Below are 21,659 nucleotides of genomic sequence, written 5' to 3'. Positions count from 1 at the left end.
CCAGACAAGCTATAATACAAAGTAAGAGAAAAATATAATCTTACTTTGTAGGATAATCTTGTATAGAAAAGGAGCACATGGGCTATGAAGATATTTCACTTATCCGACCTTCACATCGGATTGAAATTAATGAATCATGATTTAAGGGAAGACCAGGAATATATCCTGCATCAGATTGTAGAGCGGGCCGGAGAAGAAAAACCGGATGCCATTTTGATTGCAGGAGATATTTATGATAAAGCAGTGCCGGCGGCAGAGGCAGTAGAGGTATTCGATCATTTTATCAATGAACTGACGGAGATGGTGCCGGAGGCTGTCCTTATGATGATTAGCGGAAACCATGACAGCGCACCAAGAGTGAACTGTTTTCGAAGCATTTTATCAAGACAGCATTTATATATGATAGGAAAGCCGCCTGAGACGAAAGAGGAATACATTGAGAAAGTGACATTGACGGATAAGTATGGAAAAGTGAATTTTTATCTTCTGCCATTTGTGAAGCCGTCTATGGTAAAGCAGATTGTGGGAACGGATGAAAATGATAACAATCTTTCTTATGATGCAACTTTGCATAAGCTTCTGGAAAGAGAAAATGTAAATGAAGCAGAGCGGAATGTGCTGGTGAGCCACCAGTTCTATCTGCCGGCAGGAAAAGCGGCGGAGGATGTTGAGCGGATGGATTCCGAAATCCGCACCGTGGGAAATATTGATGAAGTGTCTGCGGATGTGTTGGAGCGGTTTGACTATGCGGCATTGGGACATATTCATAAGCCTATGACCGTGGGAAAAGAGTGTTATCGTTACTGTGGAACACCTCTTGCCTGCTCCGTCAGTGAAGCGGGACAGAAAAAGGGCATTGTTATGGTGGAACTGGAAGAAAAGGGCAGGCTTTCCACCAGAGTAATTCCGTTAAAACCACTGCGTCAGGTGCGTATTGTGGAAGGGGAATTAGAAGAAGTATTAAAGCAGCCATCCGATAATTTTGTAACTGTGATTCTTACCGATAAGGTGGATGTCAATGTCTTTGACATGCAGGACCGGCTGCGTCATGCATTTCCCAATTTGCTGGAAATCCGAAGAGAAACGCTGTACAAAGCCAATTATGAAATGGAAAAATTCCGGCATGAGGCAGAGCTTGATGCCTTTTCGCTATGCTGTGAGTTTATTGGAGAGATGAACGAGGAAGAAAGAGAAATTCTTAAGGAAGTCATCAATAAAGTAGAGGAGGAGAGTGAGTTATGAGACCATTAACCTTGGAAATGCAGGCATTTGGGTCCTATGGAGACCGGACGAAAATTGATTTTCGAAAACCATCCCAGAATTTATTTCTGATTACCGGAGATACCGGTTCCGGCAAGTCCACTATTTTTGATGCCATAGCCTTTGCGTTATATGGAGAAGCCAGTTCTACAGCTAATAAAAAAAGTGGAACAGAGCTGCAGAGTCAGTTTGCCACAGCAGGCGCAGAGCCTTATGTGGAATTGAAATTCTGTGAAGGAACAGAAGAAAGCGGCGTCTATACAGTGCGCCGTGTGCCAAGACATGTCCGCCCATTGAAGCGGGGAAGCGGTGAAAAAGAAGAAAGCGAATCCGTTACCTTAATCATGCCGGATGAAATCGTTTATTCGCAAAAGGAAACGAATCAGAAAATCATTGATATTGTCGGGCTGAACAAGGGGCAGTTTATGCAGGTGGCAATGATTGCCCAGGGAGAATTTATGGAACTGCTCCGGGCAAAATCCGATGAGAAAAAAGTGATTTTCCGAAAATTATTCCACACAGAAAAATATGAAAAGATTGCCAATGAATTAGGAGACCGGAAAAGAAAATTAGATGCAGAGATTGCCACAATCCGTACGAAGTTTCATGCCAAAGCTGAGAATGCGGACATACCGGAAGCCTTTGAAGAAGCCGAAGCCCTGTTGGCATTGAAAAAGAAGATGCAGCAGGCGGATGCAAAAGCACCGGAGATGGAACGCTTTTTAGAATTGATGCAGCAATTGTGCCAGTATCTTAAGGAAGAGGGAAAGAAGAAAAAGAAGGAAGCAAAAGAAGCGGAAAAACTGCGGGAGCATTGCCGGAGTGCGTTGCAGGAAGCGGAAAACCTGCAAAAATCCTTTACCCAGATGGAAGAAGCACAGCGGGAGTTAGCACGCCTTTTTGAAGCGGAAGAGGAGATAAAAGAGACTGCCCGGTTAGAGCAGATGATAAAGCTTGCCTATGATGCAAAGCAGCTCTATCAGCAGTATGAAGAAGCGGTAAAGAGGCTGGAGAATTTAAAGGCAGAACAGCAGAAATTAGAAGAAAAGCTGCCGGAGATAAAGAAAGCTTTAAAAGAGGCAGAAAAGGAAAGAAACTTAGCAGAGGCGGAAAAGGAAACACAGCAGAAGAATTACAGTATTATAGAAGAAAAAGTAAATCGCACGAAAGCGGCATTGAGAGAAATAAGAAAAGCCGCACAGGAAGTAGAGCAGAGTAAAGATGCTTTGCAGCAGGCGGAAGAGACGGAAAAAGAGACAAAAGAAAAAAGCACTGTCTTAGAGCAGAATATCGTGCAGTGGAAGAAAGAAGCGGAAGCCTTCGAAGAAATTGAAGTAAGGCAGTTACAGATTACCGGAAAGAAAAATGCTCTTGCAGAAATCGAAGATGCCGTAGCAGAGATTACAGAATCAAAGCAGCTTCTTGGTAAAGAAAAGAAACAGGAGGAACATGCAAAAGAGATTTATCGGGAAGCATCCGGACAGTATCAGGCAAAGCAGCAGGAATACGAAGCATATCGTAAGCGGTTTTTCGATGCGCAGGCAGGCATTTTAGCAAAGGAATTAAAAGAGGGAGAGCCATGCCCGGTCTGCGGTTCCATGGAACATCCAAAGCCATGCATTGCGGTAGAAATGCAGGAAGAATTAAGCCGGGAAATGTTAGAAGCTTTAGAAAAAACGATTGCAAAGTTACAACAGAAGCAGGAAGCGGCATCTACAGAAGCCGGTGCATGCCACGTAAGAAGAGAGAACCGGGAGAAAGAGTTGGCAGAAAGAAAGGAAAAGTGCCGGAATAAAATAGAAGACTTTGGAAAGGAAGCAAACCCGGCAGCCGATAATGAAATAGAACCGTGGCTTGTCGCACAAAAGAAAAAGCTTGCAAAAGAAGAAGAAACACTTTCTCAGGAGATAAAAAAGAAGAAGGAATTGTCTCATAAATTAGAAGAGGCAGAAGCAAAAAAGATTGCACTTCAAAAAGAAGAGACAGAAGCAACAGAAAAGAAGCTATTGGCAAAAGAGCAGTTTGACCGTTGTCAGGCAGCTTACACAGAGCGGAACCGCACCCTTGACTATACATCTGAAAAAGAAGCGGATGAAGTCTTGGCAGAAGCACAGCAGAAGAAGGCTTCTGCAGAAAGTGCATATGCAAAGGCTGATAAAGAAAAGAGCCGTTTAGAGGAAGAGAAAACCGGTACACAGACAGGCATTGTCCGTTGTGAAAGAGAACTTCCGGAATGGAAAAAGGAAGCAGAAGCCAAGCAGCAAAAATATGATTTATATATAGAAGAAAAAGATATTTCCAAACTGGAATGGCAGACTCTGGTGGAGCAGTATTCGATAGATGCCATGGAAGAGATGCGGCAGAAAAGGGAAGATTATCAGAATCAGAAGACGATGTATCAGAGCCGCTATGAGACAGCGAAAGAAACTGTAGGAGAGAAAGAGAAACCGGACGTAGAGAAGCTTACAGAGGAACTTAAGGCAGCAGAGGAGCAGAGTAAGCTTGCAGGCAGGGCGGCCAATGAGTGGGAGATTTCTAATCAGAAGGATACGGAAATCTTAGAAGCGGTAGAGGAAATATGGAGCGGGCGGCAGCAGGTATTAGAGCAGCACAACCGTATAACACGGCTTTATACTGTCATTTCCGGAAATGTGTCCGGCAGCCGTATGGATTTGGAGACCTTTGTGCAACGCTATTATCTGGAGCGGATTCTTTATGCAGCAAACCGCCGTTTTGAAGAAATGTCAGCAGGACAGTTTGAACTTAGAATGTTTGATGAGAAGAAGGCTGCAATCGGAAAGAACAAGGGACTTGACCTTATGGTATATTCCAATGTAACCGGAAAAGAGCGGGAAGTCCGTACGCTTTCCGGAGGAGAATCTTTTATGGCGGCGTTATCCATGGCATTGGGCATGGCAGATGAGATTCAGGAAAATTCTGCTGCCATACATCTTGATATGATGTTTATTGATGAAGGCTTTGGTTCCCTGGATGAGCATGCAAGAGAGCAGGCAGTCCGGGTATTAAAAGAGATGGCAGGCGGCTCAAAGCTTATTGGAATCATTTCCCATGTAACAGAATTAAAGCAGGAAATGGAAGACCAGCTTCTTATTACAAAAGATGAAGAAGGAAGCCATGTCCGCTGGCAGTTAAGCTAGCGGATAGGCTCCCTGTTCTAACATTTCCGTCACCATGGAAGCCATAGCGGAAGGATGTTCCTTCATTCCGTTTTGCAGCCATTTTAAGAAAACATTATAGAGCGCACCGGAATAGAAGTAGACTTTATACCGGTGAATATCATTATAAGGCATGTCACCCATATGATTTTCTAATTCCTGATCAAAAAGGTCTAAGTAAATGTATGCAAGACCTGCCTTATATACACTTAAAATAAATTTCTTGTAAGTCTTAAAATACCGGAAAATCAGTAAAATTGCCTCATAGCTGAAAAAGTCATTTTCAAGCTTTTCTGCCCTCTTCCGGTATTCTTCCATAATATCGTCCGTAATTTTAATCAACACTTCTTCCTTGGAATGAAAATTCCGGTAATAGGAAGCTCTTGCTACTCCGGCAGTGGTAATAATATCGGTTACGGATATATCGGAAAATGCTTTGGTGTCCATGAGTTTGGTCAGGGCACGGGCAATCTTTAATTTTACCTGGCGGTTCGCTTCGTATCGTTTGTCTGTTTCTTTCATTTAAATGCTCCTGTTCGTATGTGCTATGGATGTGTGCCGGTGGGTGGGACAGTCGCTTTATATTTGTTATTACGATTTGTATTTGATACATACATTGCTTCTAACGTCAAAGAGCGGTTTTTCTTGCACTGCATTTTTCTTTTGCCGATAAAGCCTGTCTTTCCAATGTTTGACAGTATGCCGGACTCTGTTCGCCTGAATGCGGATACGATATATGCAGTCTGTTAGAGACGCTTAGAATTCCGGCAGCAACCGGCAACGCTGGCACAGGGACGTGCCAGCGAGGCACATCTTAAGCATGGATGCGAATATGTGCCGGGTGCTGGAAGATACGGAAACTTTAACGGAATTCTTAGCGTCTCTTTCAGACGGAATGTGGTATCCGCATCAGACGGACAGAGCCGGCATCCGGTCAAAGCAACGGAAAGGACAGCCTGACAGCAAGAAAAATACAGTGCTAAGAAAAATAACGCTCTTTGCGTAATGAACCAATGCACATATCAAATGCAAATCGTAAGAAACGAATATCATATTCTGTCCCACCCACCGGCACCACATCCGTATCATGATACAAAATGATATAAAATGTCTCACATCAAACCGTTGAAAAAAGGGAAAACTATGCTACAATGCTACTTATGCAGCCACAACAATGTGATATAAATTATCTCACATATAGTGTGGCATAGATGTAGACAACAGTCAAGAGATGGAGACGAAAATGAAGATAATTACAGATACAGGATCTGATATATTAGAAACCGAAGCAAAGGCAATGGGCGTGGATCTGGTGCCGATTTCGGCAAACTTTGAAGATGTTATATTTGACCGGAATACAGAAGAGAATTTCAAAGCATTTTATGAGAAACTGCGCAGCGAGGAACAACTTCCGGTATCCAGCCAGCCATCACCGGCAGCATTTTTAGAAAAGTATGAAGCGGCAGAAGAAACGGGGGAAGAAGTGTTGGTGATTCTTATTTCCTCGAAGCTTTCGGGAACTTATAATGGGGCAGTGCTGGCGAAGGAAATGTGCGGATATGAAAAGATATATATCGTGGATTCTCTGCAGGCATCCTTATCCTTGCGGCTTCTGGTAGAGTATGCCGTGAAGTTAAAAGAAGAAGGCAAAAGTGCAGAAGAGATTGCAGGAATCCTGGAAGAAGTAAAGAACCGTACCTATCTTACCGGTGTTCCGTCCACATTATTATATTTGAAAAAGGGCGGACGTATTTCTCCGGTAGTTGCAGCAGTGGGAAATGTAATGGGAATCAAGCCGGTGCTGCTGCTCCGGAATGGAGAGATTGAAGGATATTCCAAAGCCCGCGGTATGAAAGCAGCCAAAAGCGGAATGCAGGCATTTTTGAAAAAAGGAGAAGTGGATAGCTGCATGCCGGTAGAATTTGCTCACAGCAATAACCCGGAAATGGGAGAGGAATTCCGGAAAGAAACCATGGAAGCATTTTCCCTGACAGAAAGCAGCTTATATGAAGTTGGAATGGCAATCGGAACCCATATCGGACCGGATGCACTTCTGATGGCATTTATTTTAAAAGAAAGCATGAAATAAGAATTTTCAGATTTAAGGATTCTTTAATAATTGATTCGTTATAGTAGAACCAGCAAAGGAAATAAAACTTTGCCGGTTCTTTTTTTCTTTACAGGAAATTGTTTTCCTGTAAAGTAAAAAACGCTCCGCGAGGATGCACACTGCGGCACGAAACTTGCAAAGCGTGTTTCGCGTAGTTGAGGTATACTAAGAGGATAGAAAGGAGCAGAAGATGTTTTGGGATATCTTACGCAAAGACTTAAAGCGAAAGAAAACAATTAATATTGTAATTTTGCTGTTTATTATTTTAGCTGCCATGTTTGTGGCAAGCGGGCTGAACAATGTACTGACGGTAGTAAATGGAACCGATTATTATCTTAATCAGGCAGACATTGGAGATTATGTAGTACTGACCCAGCAGGGGGATGGGGGTGTGCCGGAGCTTTTGGATACCTGTCAGTATGTAAAAGACTACCGCATGGATCATATTATGTATGCAACCAAGGGGAATATCAAGGCAGAGGGAAAAGAACTTGATATGGCAAACAAGGCAATGATCATAGAATCCATTTCCGAAAGTGAGATACATTTTTTCACAAAGGATAATAAGGAGCTTACAAAAGTGCCTGATGATTGTATCCTTTGCAGTGTTAAAATTTACGATTACTTTTACGGTGACAGAAGAATACCGGGAAATCGGTGTCATGAAAGCCATCGGAATTACGGACTTTAAGATACGAAGCCTTTATCTTGTAAAATATCTGATGCTGGCTGTTGTGGGAGCAGCAATTGGATTCCTGGCAAGCATCCCATTTGGCAATATGCTGCTGCAGTCTGTGACAGAAAATATGATGTTGGGAAACAGTCATGCCATTACGGTAAATTTCATGGGCGCAGTCATTGTTATTGCAGTTACTATCTGGTTTGCATACCGGTGTACCGGAAAAGTAAAGAAGCTGACACCGGTGGATGCTATTCGAAACGGTCAGTCCGGAGAACGCTTTAAAAAGAAATCCATTTACCGGCTGGGAAAAAGCCGTTTTAACAGTACCTGGTATCTGGCAGTCAATGATATTTTAAGCAGTCCAAGACGGTTCCTTACGATTATATTGTCCTTTTTCCTCTGTTCCGTTTTTATGCTGGGAGTGGTTATTACAACAGATACCATGAAAAGTAAGAATCTGATTACGACATTTGGAAAAGAAAGTGATGTCTACATATCAGATGTATCACAGGCAATGGGGAATATGGCAGGAAAGACCCGGGCTGATTTGGCAAAAGAATTAGATGACCTGGCAGAAGAACTTACGGAAGAAGGCATGCCATCGGAAATGTCTGTTGAGATACAGTATACTATAAAGATAAACTTTCACAGCTTCATATAGGGTTTAACATGGGGGAGTATCAGAATTTTCTGGTGAAAGCAGATACAGAACGTTTGCTGGAAGTATTGCAGAATATCATAGAAAATGCTATAAAATATGGTAGTGGCAAAAAAATTGGTATATCAATTTCAAAAGAAGAAGACTGTGTGCTGATTACCGTGGAAAATACAGGAGAAGTTCTTCCGGCAGAAGAACTTCCGCATCTTTTTGACAGCTTCTATCGTGGCTCCAATGCAGGAAGCCAGGAAGGAAGCGGACTGGGGCTTTATATATGCAGAAAGCTGATGCATAAAATGAACGGGGATGTTTTCCTGAAACAGGAGGAAAATCTTTTTTCGGTAACTGTGGTAGTGGGTATGGCAAATTAGTCAATGAAAAAGGCAGGAAGAAAATGTAATATGATAAAAGCAGTTTTATTTGATATGGACGGAACACTCATTGATACAGAGAAATACTATAGAATCTGCTGGCCTAAGGCAATGGCGCATTTTGGCTATGAAATGAGTGATGAGCAGGCATTGTCCATGCGTTCCTTAGGACAACCCTTTGCACCGGCGCATTTAAAGGAAATGTTTGCAGATGAGAATCTTGACTATCCGGCTATCCGGGCTTACCGGAAGGAATTGATGGAGGAATATCTTGCAAAGAACGGTATTGAGATAAAAAGAGGAGCTGTTGAGTTATTGAATTTCTTAAAAGAAAAGAAAATCCGGCGGGCAGTTGCAACGGCAACCGACATGGAACGGACAGAAAGATATTTAAAGCAGATAGGACTATATCCGTACTTTGATGAAATCATCAGTGCAACCATGGTAGAACACGGAAAGCCGGCACCGGATATCTATACTTTTGCATGTGCACAACTTGGACTTGCTCCGGAAGAATGCCTTGCGGTGGAGGATTCGCCCAATGGGGTTATGAGTGCTTGTCAGGCAGGCTGTCAGGTGGCAATGGTTCCGGATCAGACACAGCCGGATGATGAATTAAAAAAGAAACTTACGATATGTGCAAATACACTGGATGAATTGAAAATTTTATTTTCATAAAATGGGAGAGGTAAGATGAATTTTTTATTTGATACTTCAATTGATGTGAACCGCAGACAGTTTTATGTGCTGGCAATGGGAAGCTGTATCGGAAATCTGGCAGGATTTATTGGAAATGCATTGATTTTCGGATGGAACGGAACAACGATTTTCTGTGGAATCTGTATGTTACTTATGGCCGCAGGAAGTTTCATTGGAATTAAAAAAGGTCAGATACGTTATGCGTCTTATTTGATGATAGCAGTATTAAGCCTTGTGGAATTTCCAATACTATATTATATATATCAGACGGGAACGATTGTATACATGGTACTTGCGATGGTAGCAATTGCGATTTTTATTCCAACCGGAAATGCAATCCGGTTTGCCGGCATAGTAATTGTAGCCGATGTGGCAGCAGTTATTTTAGCCTATATGAGACCGCTGGAAAGTGAAAAATTGTCAAAAGAAGTCGTGCTGCAGAGCACACTTTGTTCCCTGCTGATCGTTTTACTTTGTGTCTTTTTGATTTCTATCCTGCTTCAGATGCAGAGACAGAGGCAGGAAGAAGAAGTAAAGAAGTTGAATGAACAGTTGAAAGATGCCGCAGATAAAGATGCACTGACCGGACTCTATAATCGTCGTTATTTAAATCAGTATCTGGGAGAACTTATTCTGGATGAGAAGGAAGAATTTGATGCGGTACTGATTGATCTTGACTTCTTTAAACATGTGAATGACAATTACGGACATGGGTTTGGAGACATTATTCTGGTGGAATTTGCAAGACTTTTAACGAAGCATGTAAAGAATAAAGGGATTGCAGTACGCTTTGGCGGAGAAGAATTTATGCTGGTTTTAAAGGGGATGAACACGGATGAAATCGGTAAAATGCTAGAGCATATAAGACGGGAATATAAAGAATATACAAAGCATGAAAAGAATATCGAATGCTCTTTCAGCAGCGGAGTACAGCATTATACAGAAGGAATTGCTGTTACGGTATTATATCGCTTAGCGGATGAGAAACTCTATACGGCAAAGGAGCGGGGAAGAAACCAGGATGTCTTTGATTTAGAATCATAGAAAGATAAAAAAGGGGGAGAGAAATGAAAAGGAACATCAGGAGGATTCGTTTATGAAAGGGAAAAAGTTTTTAGCAATGATATTAAGTGCAGCGTTGGGAATGTCAACGTTTGCGGCTTGCGGAAGAAGAGTCGTGGAGCCGGAGAAAAAGACCACAGAAACAGAGGCTGAGACTGAGACGGAAGAAACGGAAAACTCAGAAGAGGTGACAGAGGAGACAGAAACGGAAAATGTGGATGAAGATGACATTTTTGCACAGCTTGCAGAAGAAAGCTTTATGTTTACCAGCGGAGCCGGTGCATGGGATTCTACATTGATTTTATCTGAGGATGGCTCTTTTGTGGGAAATTATCATGATGCAGATGCAGGAGATAGCGGGGATGGATATCCAAATGGAACCCTTTACTATTGTGATTTCTATGGAAAATTCACCCAGCCGGAAAAGATAAATGATTATACCTATGAGATGCAGTTGGAGAATATTGCAACGAAGGAAACAGAAGGCGACACGGAAATTAAAGGCGGCGTGAAATATATTTACACGGGACCGGCTGGTTTGGAAGAGGTTTATGATTTATATATTTATCTGCCGGGTGCACCGTTAGATGAATTGCCGGAAAGATTCCTGGACTGGGCATCCATTGGTCTTACCGATGAGGATACGACGCTTCCATTCTATGTAATTTTTAATACGCTGACCTTTGATACCTTTTTAGGACCGAGTGGAGATAAGGTTACGGTAAATGATAAAACCACAACTTCCGATGTATCCATAGAGAGTGAATTGCAGAAAATCGAGGAGAAAGCAGCAGCCATGCAGGAAGACCTTTCCAGTGGAGAACTGACACAGCAGGAAATGAATACCCTGTCTCTGCAGTTGTATCAGTTGTGGGATAATGAGCTGAATTCTATCTGGAGCCGTTTAAAAGAGACTTTGGATGAGGACACTATGACGACTCTTACCCAGGAAGAGCGTGACTGGATTAAGACAAAAGACAGTGCAGTAGAGGAAGCCGGCAAAGATACTGAGGGTGGAAGCCTGCAGCCATTATTGGAAAATGATAAGGCGGCAGAATTAACAAGAAACAGGGTATATGAACTGGCAGAGTATTTGAAATAAAAAGATATTTTAGCGAGGAAAAATGGTTACATTAAATGATTACTTATACTCCGGAGCAACGGTGTTCCGGATATTGAAAAAGTATACGCAGGACCTCCGGGCATCCGCAAAAGTATCAAAAAATGAAGTGGATCTGGTGCACTGCAATTTCCTGATTCAGATTATGGAACTGTTAGAGCACAATGATTTCCTGACAGCGCAGTCCCAGAAAATACGTGAGTTCTACAAATATATGGCAATGGAATATCCTTATCTTTCCTTTACTTTTAAAGGAAGAATCAAGTCACTGATTCGTGCGGAGGGCAAATTCAACGGCTATATTGTAGAGTACATTTATGATTATTATAAAAAGCATAAAAGCTATCCGGACATTGCAGAATTAAAGGAAAAGCTGAACTGCTTCCGTGATCTGATTGCATACCGGATTGTGATTTCCATGCCACGGTGTCATTTGAAAAATCATGAGAACCGCGAAGAAGAGGAATTAAAGCACCTTTATCAGATTGCAAATGTGCTGCCACAGTTTTTAGAGGAGCGTGGATTTACGGCAGAGTCGACAGGCGGTGTCTTAAGAAGCAGTTCCCCGCTTTTGGATGATGCTGTAAAACCATATTACAGGGATTATATCACCAGCGAAAAGGAGGACGATTACAAATCCTTACATATTACTTTTTATGATAACAGTGCGAGATGTTATGTGGAAATGCAGCTTCGCACAAAGCAGATGGACGATATTGCAGAAATCGGTTCCGCCAATCATATTAATTATGAGAAAAAGCAGGAAGCATCCAGAGCACGCCGGGATACCATCCCGGAGGGAGAATGCATTTATTTTGATGAAGCTTATGAACGGTGCAGGCGTTTGCAGGAACTGGAGCTTTCCGGTGTGGATGTCGACATGTTTACAGCAGTAAGCAACAGCCTGATGAATGACGGCTGCGGCTTATACCGGGGAAGACTGATTCTTCCTTATGAGCATTTGTCGAGATTTCAGAATGATTTGATTGATTAGAAATAGAACAGAATGGAAGCGTACGAAACGGAGAAGGCAGCTATGGGTGAAAATATGGAAAAGGAACAATGGATGAAAGAGAGTCTCCAGATGCAGAAGGCAAGCTGGATTCAGGATGAAATCACAAAGCGAAGAGAGCGGGAAGATGAGTTGCTGCAGCAGATTTTTATGGAACAGAAAATGTTGCAGGAACTGGACGAAGACATGGACGAAAATATGGCACATGCCAGAGAAGGCCGCAAATACCGGGAGGACATGAAGGAGCGGGTCAATGACCGGGTATATGAAATCCATGACCTGAGTGCAGATAAGCGAGAGGGAATGCGGGAATATAAATATGCATACCGCAGAGGCTACGCTCTTGCCATGTTTTTCTTTTCATTGGCATTGTGCGTCTTTGTAGGCTTTTTACATGGAATCACATCACAAATCTGTCTGATGCTGATGTTCTTTACCGGCGTGCAGGCTGCCATTTTTGTACATCAGAAGCAGTGCTTCTTTCTCTGGAGACTCATCTGCGACATTTTCTCAGCAGTAGTTTTCCCGGTGATGCTGGTTCTCTTTATCGGTTATGAATTAAAGTACGGCTTCTATGATTTTCTGCTTCCAATCTGCCTTATCATAGGACTGGTGCTGTTGGCACTTACCACAGCATCCTATTTCCTCTACGATCCATACCGCAGTGCCCGCCGCAGAGTCGGTGATGCCAAGAGCATGATCCGTTCTATCGAGCGTTCCGCCAAAAAGCAGGTCAAGAAGAGCCAGAAGCAGCAGGCGAAAGACGAGCTTCGCCAGAACCGCCTGCTGCAGAAGGAGCAGGATAAAGCCGAGAAGCTTCGCATCAAAGAAGAGCAGCACCAGGAAAAAGAGCTTAAGAAAGTCGCGCAGCGCGAAGAACAGCAAAAACTCCGTGACGCAAAGAAGCAGGAAGCCTTAGAAAACCGCGAAGAGAAGAAGCTTGCCCTTAAGGACGCTGTGGCAGCCAAGAAAGAGCAGTTCCGGGAGAAGTTCCGGAAGGATGGGGGAGTGGAAGAAACGGAAGAAAAGGAGAAGGAGAAAGAGGAAGAGGGCGTTTTGGCTTCGGATGAAGGTGTGGAAGATACAGAAAATACAGAGCAGGGAGAGGCAGTAGTTGTGGAAGATGCGGTGCAGGAAGAAGAGGCGTTAGAAGAAGAGGCTGTGCCGGAGGATGCAGCGCAGAAAGAAGAAGTGTTAGAAGAGGAAAATGTGCTGGAGAATGTGGTGGCATCGGAAGATACTGCGGATTCGGGGGAAGATAAGATGGTTTCGAATTCAGAAGAGGAAGAAATCGTGATGAGGATGGAAGAAGAGTCCGGGGATAAGGATTCTGAGAAAGAGGAAGTTCAGCCGGAAGATAATTAGATAGATGAAAGTTGTAAGATAAGAGCATGGAAGAAATTCTGTGCTCTTTTTATGCTGGGAAAATAATTAGATAAGGATAGAGATATAAGTATAAAATAGAAATCATAGAAAGTATTGTCGAATTGGGGCGTGAAGCAGATTGATAAGAGGGAAGATTTTGACGATTTTTATTAAAAAAGGTTGCAATTTGGAAAAAGGAGTTGCATAATATTTATATAGAATTTTTGGGGGAGAGAAAAGTTATGAAAAAGCTAAGTAAATATGATAAAAAGAAATTAGAAGTTCACAAAAGATATGATGCGTAAGGGCATTGGTCGTTTGTGAATTTTTTTGTTGGGAAAGAAAATATTATGGCTCATGAAAAAATGTTGGTCATGATTGGAAAATAAGCAAATGTTTTATTAGAGTGAGACACAAGTAGAAAAGTAATTTGGAATAACATTATATACAAAGGAGAAGTAATATGGAGTTTGAAAAAGAAGCATTATTTAAACAATTGGTATCAAATAGTGGAATGAATTTGTATCTTGGCGCAGGATTTTCTGCATATGCATATAATTCGGATAAAGAGTCATTACCATTAGGGAATATTATTAATGAAAGATTGATAGAAATGTTTTCACTAGATAAGTCAAGAAACTTTAATCTAAGTAAGTCTTGCCAAAAAATTAAGAAAGATAATAAGGATGCGTTGAACCGAGTCCTTAAGGAAATATATATGGTTAAATCATATGATGACAGATATGCGTATTTAGTGGATTTGCCTATAAATAATATTATTACGCTTAATATTGATAACTTGATAGAAAAAATATATGAGGAAAAAACAGATACAATAAGTTTGATTGATTCTAAAGTGTATGGTTCTTTAGAAAAGAGTAATTCTGTGAATTTATATAAAATTCATGGCTCTGTGACGTATCCAATGACTGAGGACATGTCTTTTACAGAAAAAGAACTTACAGATTTATTCTTGCGAGAGAAGATGCTATTTGAAACAGTATCATTTAAATTATCTACTGCGCCAACAATATTCTGGGGAATAGGGATAATGGACAATAATACATTAGATTTAATCTGCAATAGTGAAGCATATTCAAAATCAAAAAATCCTAAATGGATAGTGATTTATCCAACAAAAGAAAATCTTCAGTATGTAGATGATTTTCAAGAACAAGGATTTAATGTAATAAAAGCTGATACAATGGAGTTAATAGAATACTTGCATGATATGGACTTGACTAAAAAGGCAATAAATAAGACTAAAAGAAATTATGCAGACATTTTTCCTAAAAATTTCATATCAGATAAATTGCGTAAGATAAGTGTAAGAAGACCGGTTATAGATTTTTTTGCTGGCTCGGAGCCACAGATATCAGATGTTTTGTCGAATAATGTGACAAGGATTTCATATTTTAATAATGTGGCAAATATGATTCTTTCAAAAAATACAGTGTTGATTACGGGAATACCAGGCTGTGGAAAATCTACATTATTACTTCAGCTTGCTTTTTCGGAAGAAATATCAGGGATTAAGTTTTGGTTTAATAGCATTACATGTCAAGAGGCTGAAAATTTGCGAAAACTTCTTATGCATGAGCAACAAGTTGTTACGGTATTTATTGATAATCTATATAACAACATGGAGGCTTTTAAGGTTTTAAGAGAAATGACAAACGTTAATTTGGTATTGGCTGAGCGTGCTTTAAATTTTGATTACATAAAAAGGTCAATTAATATTGAATCGCAGGATATTATTGATATTAGTAATCTTTGTTCAGAGGATGTTCAACGTATATGCAAAGGGATGAATAAATCGGGTGAAGACGCAGTAAGTCTTTTATCATCAAATAATAATGTTTCACTATTAGAAATTGTATTTTATGCATCTACAAATACATTGATTAGTGAACGAATTCGTGGTTATATTAATGATTTACGTGCATTTGAAGATCCGAATTTGAAAATCAACTTGTTGGAATTATTTGCACTTATTAATTATACAAGTTATTGTGGAGTACCATGTTCAATGGATATGCTATTGTTTTACTTTCATGAGGATATTGATGATTACAAGGATTTGCTATATGCACTTAATAAAATGACTAAGATTATTGTACAGTATGAAGAGGTCATAGAGGAAATAGAGGATCAAGATTATCTGATTATGAGAAGTAAACTTTTTGCAGAACGTTCATTAAAACTGATTGATAAGATTACTATGGGGAAAGTTTTAAAAGAGTTTTGGAATAGAATTAATCCTCACATTATATATCGCTATGATGTTATGAAACGAAGAGCTTATGACGCAGATATCATTACTAATGTTTATAATGTTAAAGACGGACAAGATTTTTATGAGAAGATGTTCTTGATAAACAAATCTCCATTTGTTAAGCATCAATATGCAATCTTTTTATTAAGAAAAAAACAATTTGATTTAGCATGGAAACAGATTGATCAAGCATATACAGAGAGTGAAAAGAAAGTGTTTACGATAGCTAATACGCATGCGGTTATTATGTTTGAGATGAACATAGGTGCAGAAGCAAATAGCGATAAAGAACTATACTTACTTAAGGAAACTATGCAGAAGTCTTTTTCGACTCTAGAATATTGTATAACTCAAGATGTGAGAATTAATTATCATGCATTAATATATGCAAGAAATACAATTAGATATTATGAACGTTTTGGAGATGATCAGTATTCAGAAAAATATATTGATAGCTCAATTTCTCAACTTGAAGAGATATTGCATAGAGATGAATATATGTATTATAAGATTAAGATGGAACTAAAACAACTTTTGATGAAATTAAAACAAATTAAAGGAATTTTATAAAAATAGTTGAGGCTTTATAGCAGTTAACAATAAAATTGGTTCAGAAGTAATTTGGGGATAGAGATTTGCTTTGTAACGGTTATAAAAAGTATTTTTTCAGAATAATGGTGTTGTTTAAGAAGTATATTGGCTGTATTTTTTTAGCATCCGATATGTTTAATTGTATATGGTAGGTAATATTTTAGCGAGAAAAGGTAAGGACAACAAATATGAGTAAACGAAGAAGAAATGGAAAAGAAGAAAGTAATGTTTCAATATGTGATATACCAAGTAGGCGTGATTCGAGATTGGGATCAATTATCGGGATAATTGCAATTATGGTAACATTATGTTCGGTGTTATTTCGATGCACAAAGGCAGTTATGTCTGCAGTTCCAGAGAGTGGATATGCATATTATATTATAATGTGGAGTGTTTTCTTGACTTCTTTATCAAGTGCTATTTTTATAGTTTTAGACATTATTCTTTATGTTATGGCTGATTTAAAAAGATATAATGTGCTAGATGAAAAATATGAGGATTATGATAAAGAGTCTGATATAAAATACGCTACTATGATAAAAGATTTTAAAATAGTACTTGGAACCATTTTGAGCGAATTGTATTTATTGTTTTTAATAAGTGGTTTTTCACAAAAAAATATAGAAGGGTTATTTGGTTTTATTGTGGGGCTAGTATTGCTTGTCATTGTTATTGTAGTATTTATAGAAAAACTTATAAAAAGGAAAATTGGTTGGAAAAAAATATGGGATATTACGAAAAGGTTAGCTATTTTAGGAGTAATATTAGCTATTACATTATATATTGAACTTGTACTAATTTGTAGCAGATGTGGTAAAGTGGATGTAATATTTGATGAGCAAGGAAACATAGTAATTCAAAATTCTATTGATGAAGAATTTGGAAAGGGAACTTTGCGTATTTATGATGAAAATGGAGGTGTTGTAACAGAAATAGACATTACGGAAGATGTTATTTTACAGGCTAAGACTTCAACAGGACAAACATTGAAAAATAATAAAGGTGACGAAATTGGAAAGACTCAGAAAATACCTGGGGAAATGCTTTATTGGAAGTATCAATATAATATAAATAATCTCAAATTAGAAGATGGAAAATACAGTGTTCGGATAGAGATTGTTCAAAAACAAAGAGATGTGTGTATAATTAATATGTTTGAAATCAATAATTCAAAGTATTATTTCGGAACAAATAGCATCGAAAAGGAATATTGATTTACGTATTCCACAAAGAAGGGAAAGGATATTTATACCTTTAAGATGTCTTACAGATATATCCTAGATTTATAGACATACTGACTATCTGTAAAAGTGGTTATATTTGGAAGAAATAGAGATAGAGGGACTCCTTGGAAGTGGAGTTTTTAGAGTGAAAAAAGAGAATGTCAGGGAAGTGTTATGCCAAGCAACATTATTTGAAAATGTGAAATTTGGAGATGGAAAGTTGTATGTAGAACTTGTAAGCATTTTGGGCTTAATACAGTGAACTTTGATAAAAGATAGATGAGAAAATATTTGTATTTGCAAAATGCTCTTATGAAGAATTGTAGACAATTCGTGAAAGAAAAAATCGGATTTTGGGCGGGCAGATGAACTTTAATTGAAAAGGATATAGGTTATCGAAGTAGGAGGTTAGACAAGCGAATTATAGTGCAGTTAAAAGACTATCATGGAGAAGTGGAGTTATTGCTTTTAAATGAAGAAAGAGAATGTTGTTGGAAAAAGTACAGCCTTGAAGATGAGGCTATTAGGAAGTGAGACTGTAAGATAGAGGAGAGAATGATTTGAAAATAAATAATAAAGAATTTAAAGACTGGACAGAAGGCGATTTGCAGGAAATTGTAGAGAATGATGCATTTAGAGAGAATGATTATTTAGATTACAAGCAAACTTTTGCTGTATTAGAATGTCAGGATAAGGAAAGTAAACGTAAAAAACAGAATGAATTTCGCCATGACATTTGTTCATTTGCTAATGCTGAAGGTGGGTATCTTATTGTAGGAGTAATGGAAGAAAAAGGAATACCATTAGTAATAGATGGAATTGCCATTTCTAACATAGATAAGTTTGAGCTAGATCGAAGAAATGAGTTATCAGGAATACTTCCAGTTGTACCTAAAGTAGATTTTTCTTTTATAAAATTATTAAATGGAAATTATGTGGTAGTAATAAAAATTTACAGAGGTGTTTATAAGCCATATTTATACAGAGAAAATGAAGATAATTATAGGTTCTATGTTAGAAGAGGAAGTAGAAAGCAGGCAATGAGTTACATGGAAATTAGAGATGATTTTTTACATTCCCATCTTTTGGCAGAGGAAGTTAAAAGATTTCGTAAGGATAGATTACTCTCTTATATTGAAGAATATCCTAATACACCATTTGCTATTATCCAAGTTATTCCCGCAGAATTTGTAAATGTTGATTCTAGGATCCTTTTATATAATGAGTATAAGGAGAAAAATATAAAATTTCATGATATTTTTAATGGGCTCTGTTATGGACACATATATCCTAATGTAGATGGAATTTGTTTTCCTAACTATGGTTATGATAATGGAGTATATTTACAACTTTATAATAATGGAATATCAGAACTCTTTTATAAAATGGATATTAGAGAACGGAATGGGGACAAATGGCTTTGGATGCCAGGCGTTATAGAACAAATGAAAATATTGGTGGAAGGAACAAAGGAATTGTTTGTTCTACAAGAGAAACATATAATAGCATATATATGTGTCACAATTTCTGGTTGCAAAGGAGTGTGGAGCGATTGTGATTTTGAAATTAATTATTGTGCACAAGTTGATAGGCAAGAAATTAATTGTATGCCTGTTGAAATCCTTGATATTACAGATGATGATATGGTAGAGCAAGCAATCAATACTTGTGCAATGATTATGAACTATTCTGTGGGAAGAAAAAAATGATAGAAAGCATGGTGATGGAGTTTGGTTAATAATGAATAATATTTTTTCTCTTATGGAGACTAAAAGTATAATCAAAACAGAAAAACATATAGTAGAGTGGTGGAGTTCTGGAAGCGTGTTGCTTCAAGCAGGAAAAAACCAAAAATAGAAATGATGATAGATGGGGTCAGTGGTTTCCTTTTCTTGGATGGCAGAGGGAAACCAATGTTAGCATATCAATGGGAAAAGAAGTTCCAAAGATCTGTTGAGAAATACAATAAAATCTATAAAGTGGAACTGCCAAAGATTACACCTCATATATGCAGACATACCTATTGCACCAACATGGCAAAATCGGGAACATCAGTAAAGACTTTACAAGACACGCAGACATAGCGACTACCATGAACGTATACACGCATCTCAAATTGGAAGATACGAAGGACGAACTGGAGCAGATGAAAAGTAAGGGAGCAGTAAAAAAAGGAGATGACTTTGGTGGACATGGAGTATGCCAAAAAGGAAATAAAGAGAGTGAGTAGTATATAGGAATAGCCTAAAGAAAGAAGAGTATGAAGGAGTAAATTTACTTCTGTTTTTACTCTTTTTACCTACCAGGAAAGAGTAAAATGTGCTAAGATAAGGTTCTATGAGAAAATGGCTAGAACCCTAGTAAATATAAGGAAAATCGAGGTTATACTAATATATGCAAAGAAAAATTAAAGTCCTCATAATCTGCCACGGCACTCCAGTTTTATGATAATGCATATCTTTGCAGACTGGGGCAACACAGGGCAGAATATGGCAGAAAGCATTGAAAATACTACGTTTTCGACTACTAAGGCTCATGGGCAAAATCGGGATAAAGGCAAAGGTGTGGGGAGAAATCCTTAGTAGTAATGGACTACTAAGCGATGGCACACATACAAAACTTTGAACACAAAAAGCCACAATCGTTGGGAACAAGAACACAGGGATTGGAGACCGTTTCAAGTTTTGTGTAAACGTTAAAAACTGATATAAGATTTGTGAATAGTTACAAATGGGCAGACCCGCTTTTTCAGGTTCTGCCCATATCTGCATTATACAGAAGTTTTTAGGCATGTCAATAAGACCTGCCTAAAACAAGCTGTTTTTTACAGGTTTCGTCCGGTCAGACGTTCTTCAAAATAGATTTCCAGNGACGGAAAAACCGTCTTGCTTTTGGTCACTTTCCGAAGCTGACGGTTGAATCCTTCAATGGCATTTGTGGTATAAATCAGGCGTCTTACTGCCTCCGGATACTTGAAATAAGTGGACAGGGTTGTCCAGTTATCATGCCAGGATTTATAGATTTTCGGGTACTTGGACTCCCATTTATCTTTGAACAACTCTAATTCATTTAAAGCTGTTTCTTCTGTTGGAGCCGCATATACAAGCTTCAGATCAGCCATCAGTTTTTTGATGTCTTTGTATGAAACAAACTTTGTTGAATTACGGATTTGATGGATAATACACTGCTGGATTTCTGTTTTTGGGTAAACAGCCTCGATTGCCTGTGGAAATCCATTCAAACCATCAACGCATGCAATCAGGATATCCTCAACTCCCCGGTTTTTTAATCCATTCATGATAGAAAGCCAGAACTTCGCACTTTCGTTTTCTCCAACATACATTCCAAGGACGTCCTTTTTTCCATTCATATCGATACCAAGAGCAATGTAAACCGCACGTTTTACAATACGTCCTTCACTGCGGACGTGATAGTGGATGGCATCCATAAATACTACAGCATACACTTCTTCCAGAGGGCGTTCCTGCCATTCTTTTACAATAGGCAGGATTTTGTCTGTGATTCTGCTGATTGTGCTGTCTGAAATATCAATATCATACAGTTCACGCATATGAGACTCGATATCTCCAGTCGTCATTCCTTTGGCATACATGGAAAGTATTTTTTCCTCCATGTCCTGGGTTACTGTATTCTGATACTTTCTAATCAACTGAGGCTCATAGTCACCATTGCGATCTCTTGGGATAGCTACATCCATGTCTCCATAGCTGGTGTGCATGGTTTTGTTAGAATGTCCATTTCTACTGTTGTCTGTTTCTTTGTTTCGGTAGTCATACTTGGAATATCCTAATTCCTCATCCAGTTCTTCATCCAAAGCACCTTCCAAAAGAACAGACATCATGTCACGCATGATGCTGTTCACATCCGTACCATCTTTGATGTTGATATCATTATTTTTCAAATAATCACGCATCATTTCTCTCATTGCTGCTTTTTGTGGACTGTCTTTTCTTCTTGCCATAAAAATAACCTCCAAACTGAGTAATTTTATCTTACATCAGTTTGGAGGTTTACACAAACTTTGGGATGCTCCC

General features: G+C 39.0%; 20 protein-coding genes. 18 read left to right on the top strand and 2 right to left on the bottom strand.

Features of this window, described 5'->3' with window-relative positions:
- The first annotated feature begins 84 nt into the window (after window positions 1–84).
- The gene (locus OCV43_RS10165) at window positions 85–1,242 is read left to right on the top strand and encodes an exonuclease SbcCD subunit D (protein ID WP_262624027.1); all 1,158 of its coding nucleotides are present in this window, start codon (window positions 85–87) and stop codon (window positions 1,240–1,242) included.
- Window positions 1,239–4,418: an SbcC/MukB-like Walker B domain-containing protein gene (locus OCV43_RS10160; protein WP_262624026.1), complete on the top strand. Its 3,180-nt coding sequence runs from the start codon at window positions 1,239–1,241 to the stop codon at window positions 4,416–4,418. The genes OCV43_RS10165 and OCV43_RS10160 overlap by 4 nt, the downstream gene beginning before the upstream one ends.
- Here OCV43_RS10160 and OCV43_RS10155 read toward each other — a convergent pair.
- Window positions 4,410–4,958 carry a TetR/AcrR family transcriptional regulator gene (locus OCV43_RS10155; protein ID WP_117840685.1) on the bottom strand — a complete coding sequence of 183 codons (549 nt, stop codon included), beginning with the start codon at window positions 4,956–4,958 and terminating at the stop codon, window positions 4,410–4,412. The two genes, OCV43_RS10160 and OCV43_RS10155, sit on opposite strands and share 9 nt — an antisense overlap.
- Window positions 4,959–5,256: 298 nt before the next feature.
- On the opposite strand from OCV43_RS10155, the gene OCV43_RS10150 reads away from it, so the two are divergent.
- The 16 genes from OCV43_RS10150 (at window position 5,257) to OCV43_RS10075 (ending at window position 19,834) form a co-directional block, all read left to right on the top strand.
- Complete coding sequence (locus OCV43_RS10150; protein WP_262624025.1) at window positions 5,257–5,442, top strand: hypothetical protein; 186 nt, start codon at window positions 5,257–5,259, stop codon at window positions 5,440–5,442.
- Between the two features lie 237 nt (window positions 5,443–5,679).
- Window positions 5,680–6,525 carry a DegV family protein gene (locus tag OCV43_RS10145; RefSeq protein ID WP_262624024.1) on the top strand — a complete coding sequence of 282 codons (846 nt, stop codon included), beginning with the start codon at window positions 5,680–5,682 and terminating at the stop codon, window positions 6,523–6,525.
- A gap of 211 nt (window positions 6,526–6,736) precedes the next feature.
- A complete protein-coding gene (locus OCV43_RS10140) occupies window positions 6,737–7,237 on the top strand; it encodes a hypothetical protein (RefSeq protein ID WP_262624023.1) in 501 nt (166 codons plus the stop codon).
- On the top strand, window positions 7,134–7,889 hold the full coding sequence (locus tag OCV43_RS10135; RefSeq protein WP_262624022.1) for an FtsX-like permease family protein: 756 nt from the start codon (window positions 7,134–7,136) through the stop codon (window positions 7,887–7,889). Before OCV43_RS10140 ends, OCV43_RS10135 begins: the two co-directional genes overlap by 104 nt.
- Before the next feature lie 8 nt (window positions 7,890–7,897).
- Window positions 7,898–8,257: a sensor histidine kinase gene (locus tag OCV43_RS10130; RefSeq protein ID WP_117698596.1), complete on the top strand. Its 360-nt coding sequence runs from the start codon at window positions 7,898–7,900 to the stop codon at window positions 8,255–8,257.
- Between the two features lie 30 nt (window positions 8,258–8,287).
- Window positions 8,288–8,935, top strand: coding sequence for an HAD family hydrolase (locus tag OCV43_RS10125; protein WP_227701414.1), 648 nt, complete (start codon window positions 8,288–8,290; stop codon window positions 8,933–8,935).
- A 15-nt stretch (window positions 8,936–8,950) separates the two neighbouring features.
- The gene (locus OCV43_RS10120; protein WP_262624021.1) at window positions 8,951–10,000 is read left to right on the top strand and encodes a GGDEF domain-containing protein; all 1,050 of its coding nucleotides are present in this window, start codon (window positions 8,951–8,953) and stop codon (window positions 9,998–10,000) included.
- A gap of 52 nt (window positions 10,001–10,052) precedes the next feature.
- On the top strand, window positions 10,053–11,120 hold the full coding sequence (locus OCV43_RS10115) for a lysozyme inhibitor LprI family protein (protein WP_262624020.1): 1,068 nt from the start codon (window positions 10,053–10,055) through the stop codon (window positions 11,118–11,120).
- 22 nt (window positions 11,121–11,142) lie between these two features.
- Window positions 11,143–12,132: a nucleotidyltransferase family protein gene (locus OCV43_RS10110; protein WP_262624019.1), complete on the top strand. Its 990-nt coding sequence runs from the start codon at window positions 11,143–11,145 to the stop codon at window positions 12,130–12,132.
- A gap of 12 nt (window positions 12,133–12,144) precedes the next feature.
- Window positions 12,145–13,515, top strand: coding sequence for a hypothetical protein (locus tag OCV43_RS10105; protein WP_262624018.1), 1,371 nt, complete (start codon window positions 12,145–12,147; stop codon window positions 13,513–13,515).
- 463 nt (window positions 13,516–13,978) lie between these two features.
- Window positions 13,979–16,360 (top strand): SIR2 family protein, encoded by a 2,382-nt coding sequence (locus tag OCV43_RS10100; protein ID WP_262624017.1) that lies wholly within the window; start codon window positions 13,979–13,981, stop codon window positions 16,358–16,360.
- Between the two features lie 209 nt (window positions 16,361–16,569).
- Complete coding sequence (locus tag OCV43_RS10095; protein WP_262624016.1) at window positions 16,570–17,595, top strand: hypothetical protein; 1,026 nt, start codon at window positions 16,570–16,572, stop codon at window positions 17,593–17,595.
- 106 nt (window positions 17,596–17,701) lie between these two features.
- The gene (locus tag OCV43_RS10090) at window positions 17,702–17,866 is read left to right on the top strand and encodes a hypothetical protein (protein ID WP_262624015.1); all 165 of its coding nucleotides are present in this window, start codon (window positions 17,702–17,704) and stop codon (window positions 17,864–17,866) included.
- Between the two features lie 298 nt (window positions 17,867–18,164).
- Entirely contained in the window at window positions 18,165–19,313 is a 1,149-nt protein-coding gene (locus tag OCV43_RS10085; protein ID WP_262624014.1) for an AlbA family DNA-binding domain-containing protein, read from the top strand.
- A 150-nt stretch (window positions 19,314–19,463) separates the two neighbouring features.
- Window positions 19,464–19,688, top strand: a complete 225-nt coding sequence (locus OCV43_RS14040; protein ID WP_317246662.1) for a tyrosine-type recombinase/integrase — start codon at window positions 19,464–19,466, stop codon at window positions 19,686–19,688.
- An 8-nt stretch (window positions 19,689–19,696) separates the two neighbouring features.
- Window positions 19,697–19,834 (top strand): hypothetical protein, encoded by a 138-nt coding sequence (locus OCV43_RS10075; RefSeq protein WP_262624013.1) that lies wholly within the window; start codon window positions 19,697–19,699, stop codon window positions 19,832–19,834.
- A 594-nt stretch (window positions 19,835–20,428) separates the two neighbouring features.
- Here the strand turns inward: OCV43_RS10075 and OCV43_RS10070 are convergent.
- Window positions 20,429–21,586, bottom strand: a complete 1,158-nt coding sequence (locus OCV43_RS10070; RefSeq protein ID WP_262624012.1) for an IS256 family transposase — start codon at window positions 21,584–21,586, stop codon at window positions 20,429–20,431.
- Window positions 21,587–21,659: the final 73 nt, after the last annotated feature.

Source organism: Roseburia amylophila (genome assembly GCF_025567465.1).
In the GTDB taxonomy this organism is placed as follows: Bacteria; Bacillota; Clostridia; order Lachnospirales; family Lachnospiraceae; genus Roseburia_C; species Roseburia_C amylophila.
Note: the sequence above shows the minus strand (reverse complement) of the source record. Positions and strands in the feature narration are given on the sequence as shown.

Bases quoted from the DNA above. Each gene is read 5' to 3' on its own strand.
- OCV43_RS10140 (WP_262624023.1), top strand. From the start codon at position 6,737: ATGTTTTGGGATATCTTACGCAAAGACTTAAAGCGAAAGAAAACAATT.
- OCV43_RS14040 (WP_317246662.1), top strand. From the start codon at position 19,464: ATGATGATAGATGGGGTCAGTGGTTTCCTTTTCTTGGATGGCAGAGGG.
- OCV43_RS10100 (WP_262624017.1), top strand. From the start codon at position 13,979: ATGGAGTTTGAAAAAGAAGCATTATTTAAACAATTGGTATCAAATAGT.
- OCV43_RS10165 (WP_262624027.1), top strand. From the start codon at position 85: ATGAAGATATTTCACTTATCCGACCTTCACATCGGATTGAAATTAATG.
- OCV43_RS10155 (WP_117840685.1), bottom strand. From the start codon at position 4,958: ATGAAAGAAACAGACAAACGATACGAAGCGAACCGCCAGGTAAAATTA.
- OCV43_RS10120 (WP_262624021.1), top strand. From the start codon at position 8,951: ATGAATTTTTTATTTGATACTTCAATTGATGTGAACCGCAGACAGTTT.
- OCV43_RS10125 (WP_227701414.1), top strand. From the start codon at position 8,288: ATGATAAAAGCAGTTTTATTTGATATGGACGGAACACTCATTGATACA.
- OCV43_RS10095 (WP_262624016.1), top strand. From the start codon at position 16,570: ATGAGTAAACGAAGAAGAAATGGAAAAGAAGAAAGTAATGTTTCAATA.
- OCV43_RS10160 (WP_262624026.1), top strand. From the start codon at position 1,239: ATGAGACCATTAACCTTGGAAATGCAGGCATTTGGGTCCTATGGAGAC.
- OCV43_RS10150 (WP_262624025.1), top strand. From the start codon at position 5,257: ATGGATGCGAATATGTGCCGGGTGCTGGAAGATACGGAAACTTTAACG.
- OCV43_RS10110 (WP_262624019.1), top strand. From the start codon at position 11,143: ATGGTTACATTAAATGATTACTTATACTCCGGAGCAACGGTGTTCCGG.
- OCV43_RS10135 (WP_262624022.1), top strand. From the start codon at position 7,134: ATGATTGTATCCTTTGCAGTGTTAAAATTTACGATTACTTTTACGGTG.
- OCV43_RS10075 (WP_262624013.1), top strand. From the start codon at position 19,697: ATGAACGTATACACGCATCTCAAATTGGAAGATACGAAGGACGAACTG.
- OCV43_RS10105 (WP_262624018.1), top strand. From the start codon at position 12,145: ATGGAAGCGTACGAAACGGAGAAGGCAGCTATGGGTGAAAATATGGAA.
- OCV43_RS10145 (WP_262624024.1), top strand. From the start codon at position 5,680: ATGAAGATAATTACAGATACAGGATCTGATATATTAGAAACCGAAGCA.
- OCV43_RS10115 (WP_262624020.1), top strand. From the start codon at position 10,053: ATGAAAGGGAAAAAGTTTTTAGCAATGATATTAAGTGCAGCGTTGGGA.
- OCV43_RS10130 (WP_117698596.1), top strand. From the start codon at position 7,898: ATGGGGGAGTATCAGAATTTTCTGGTGAAAGCAGATACAGAACGTTTG.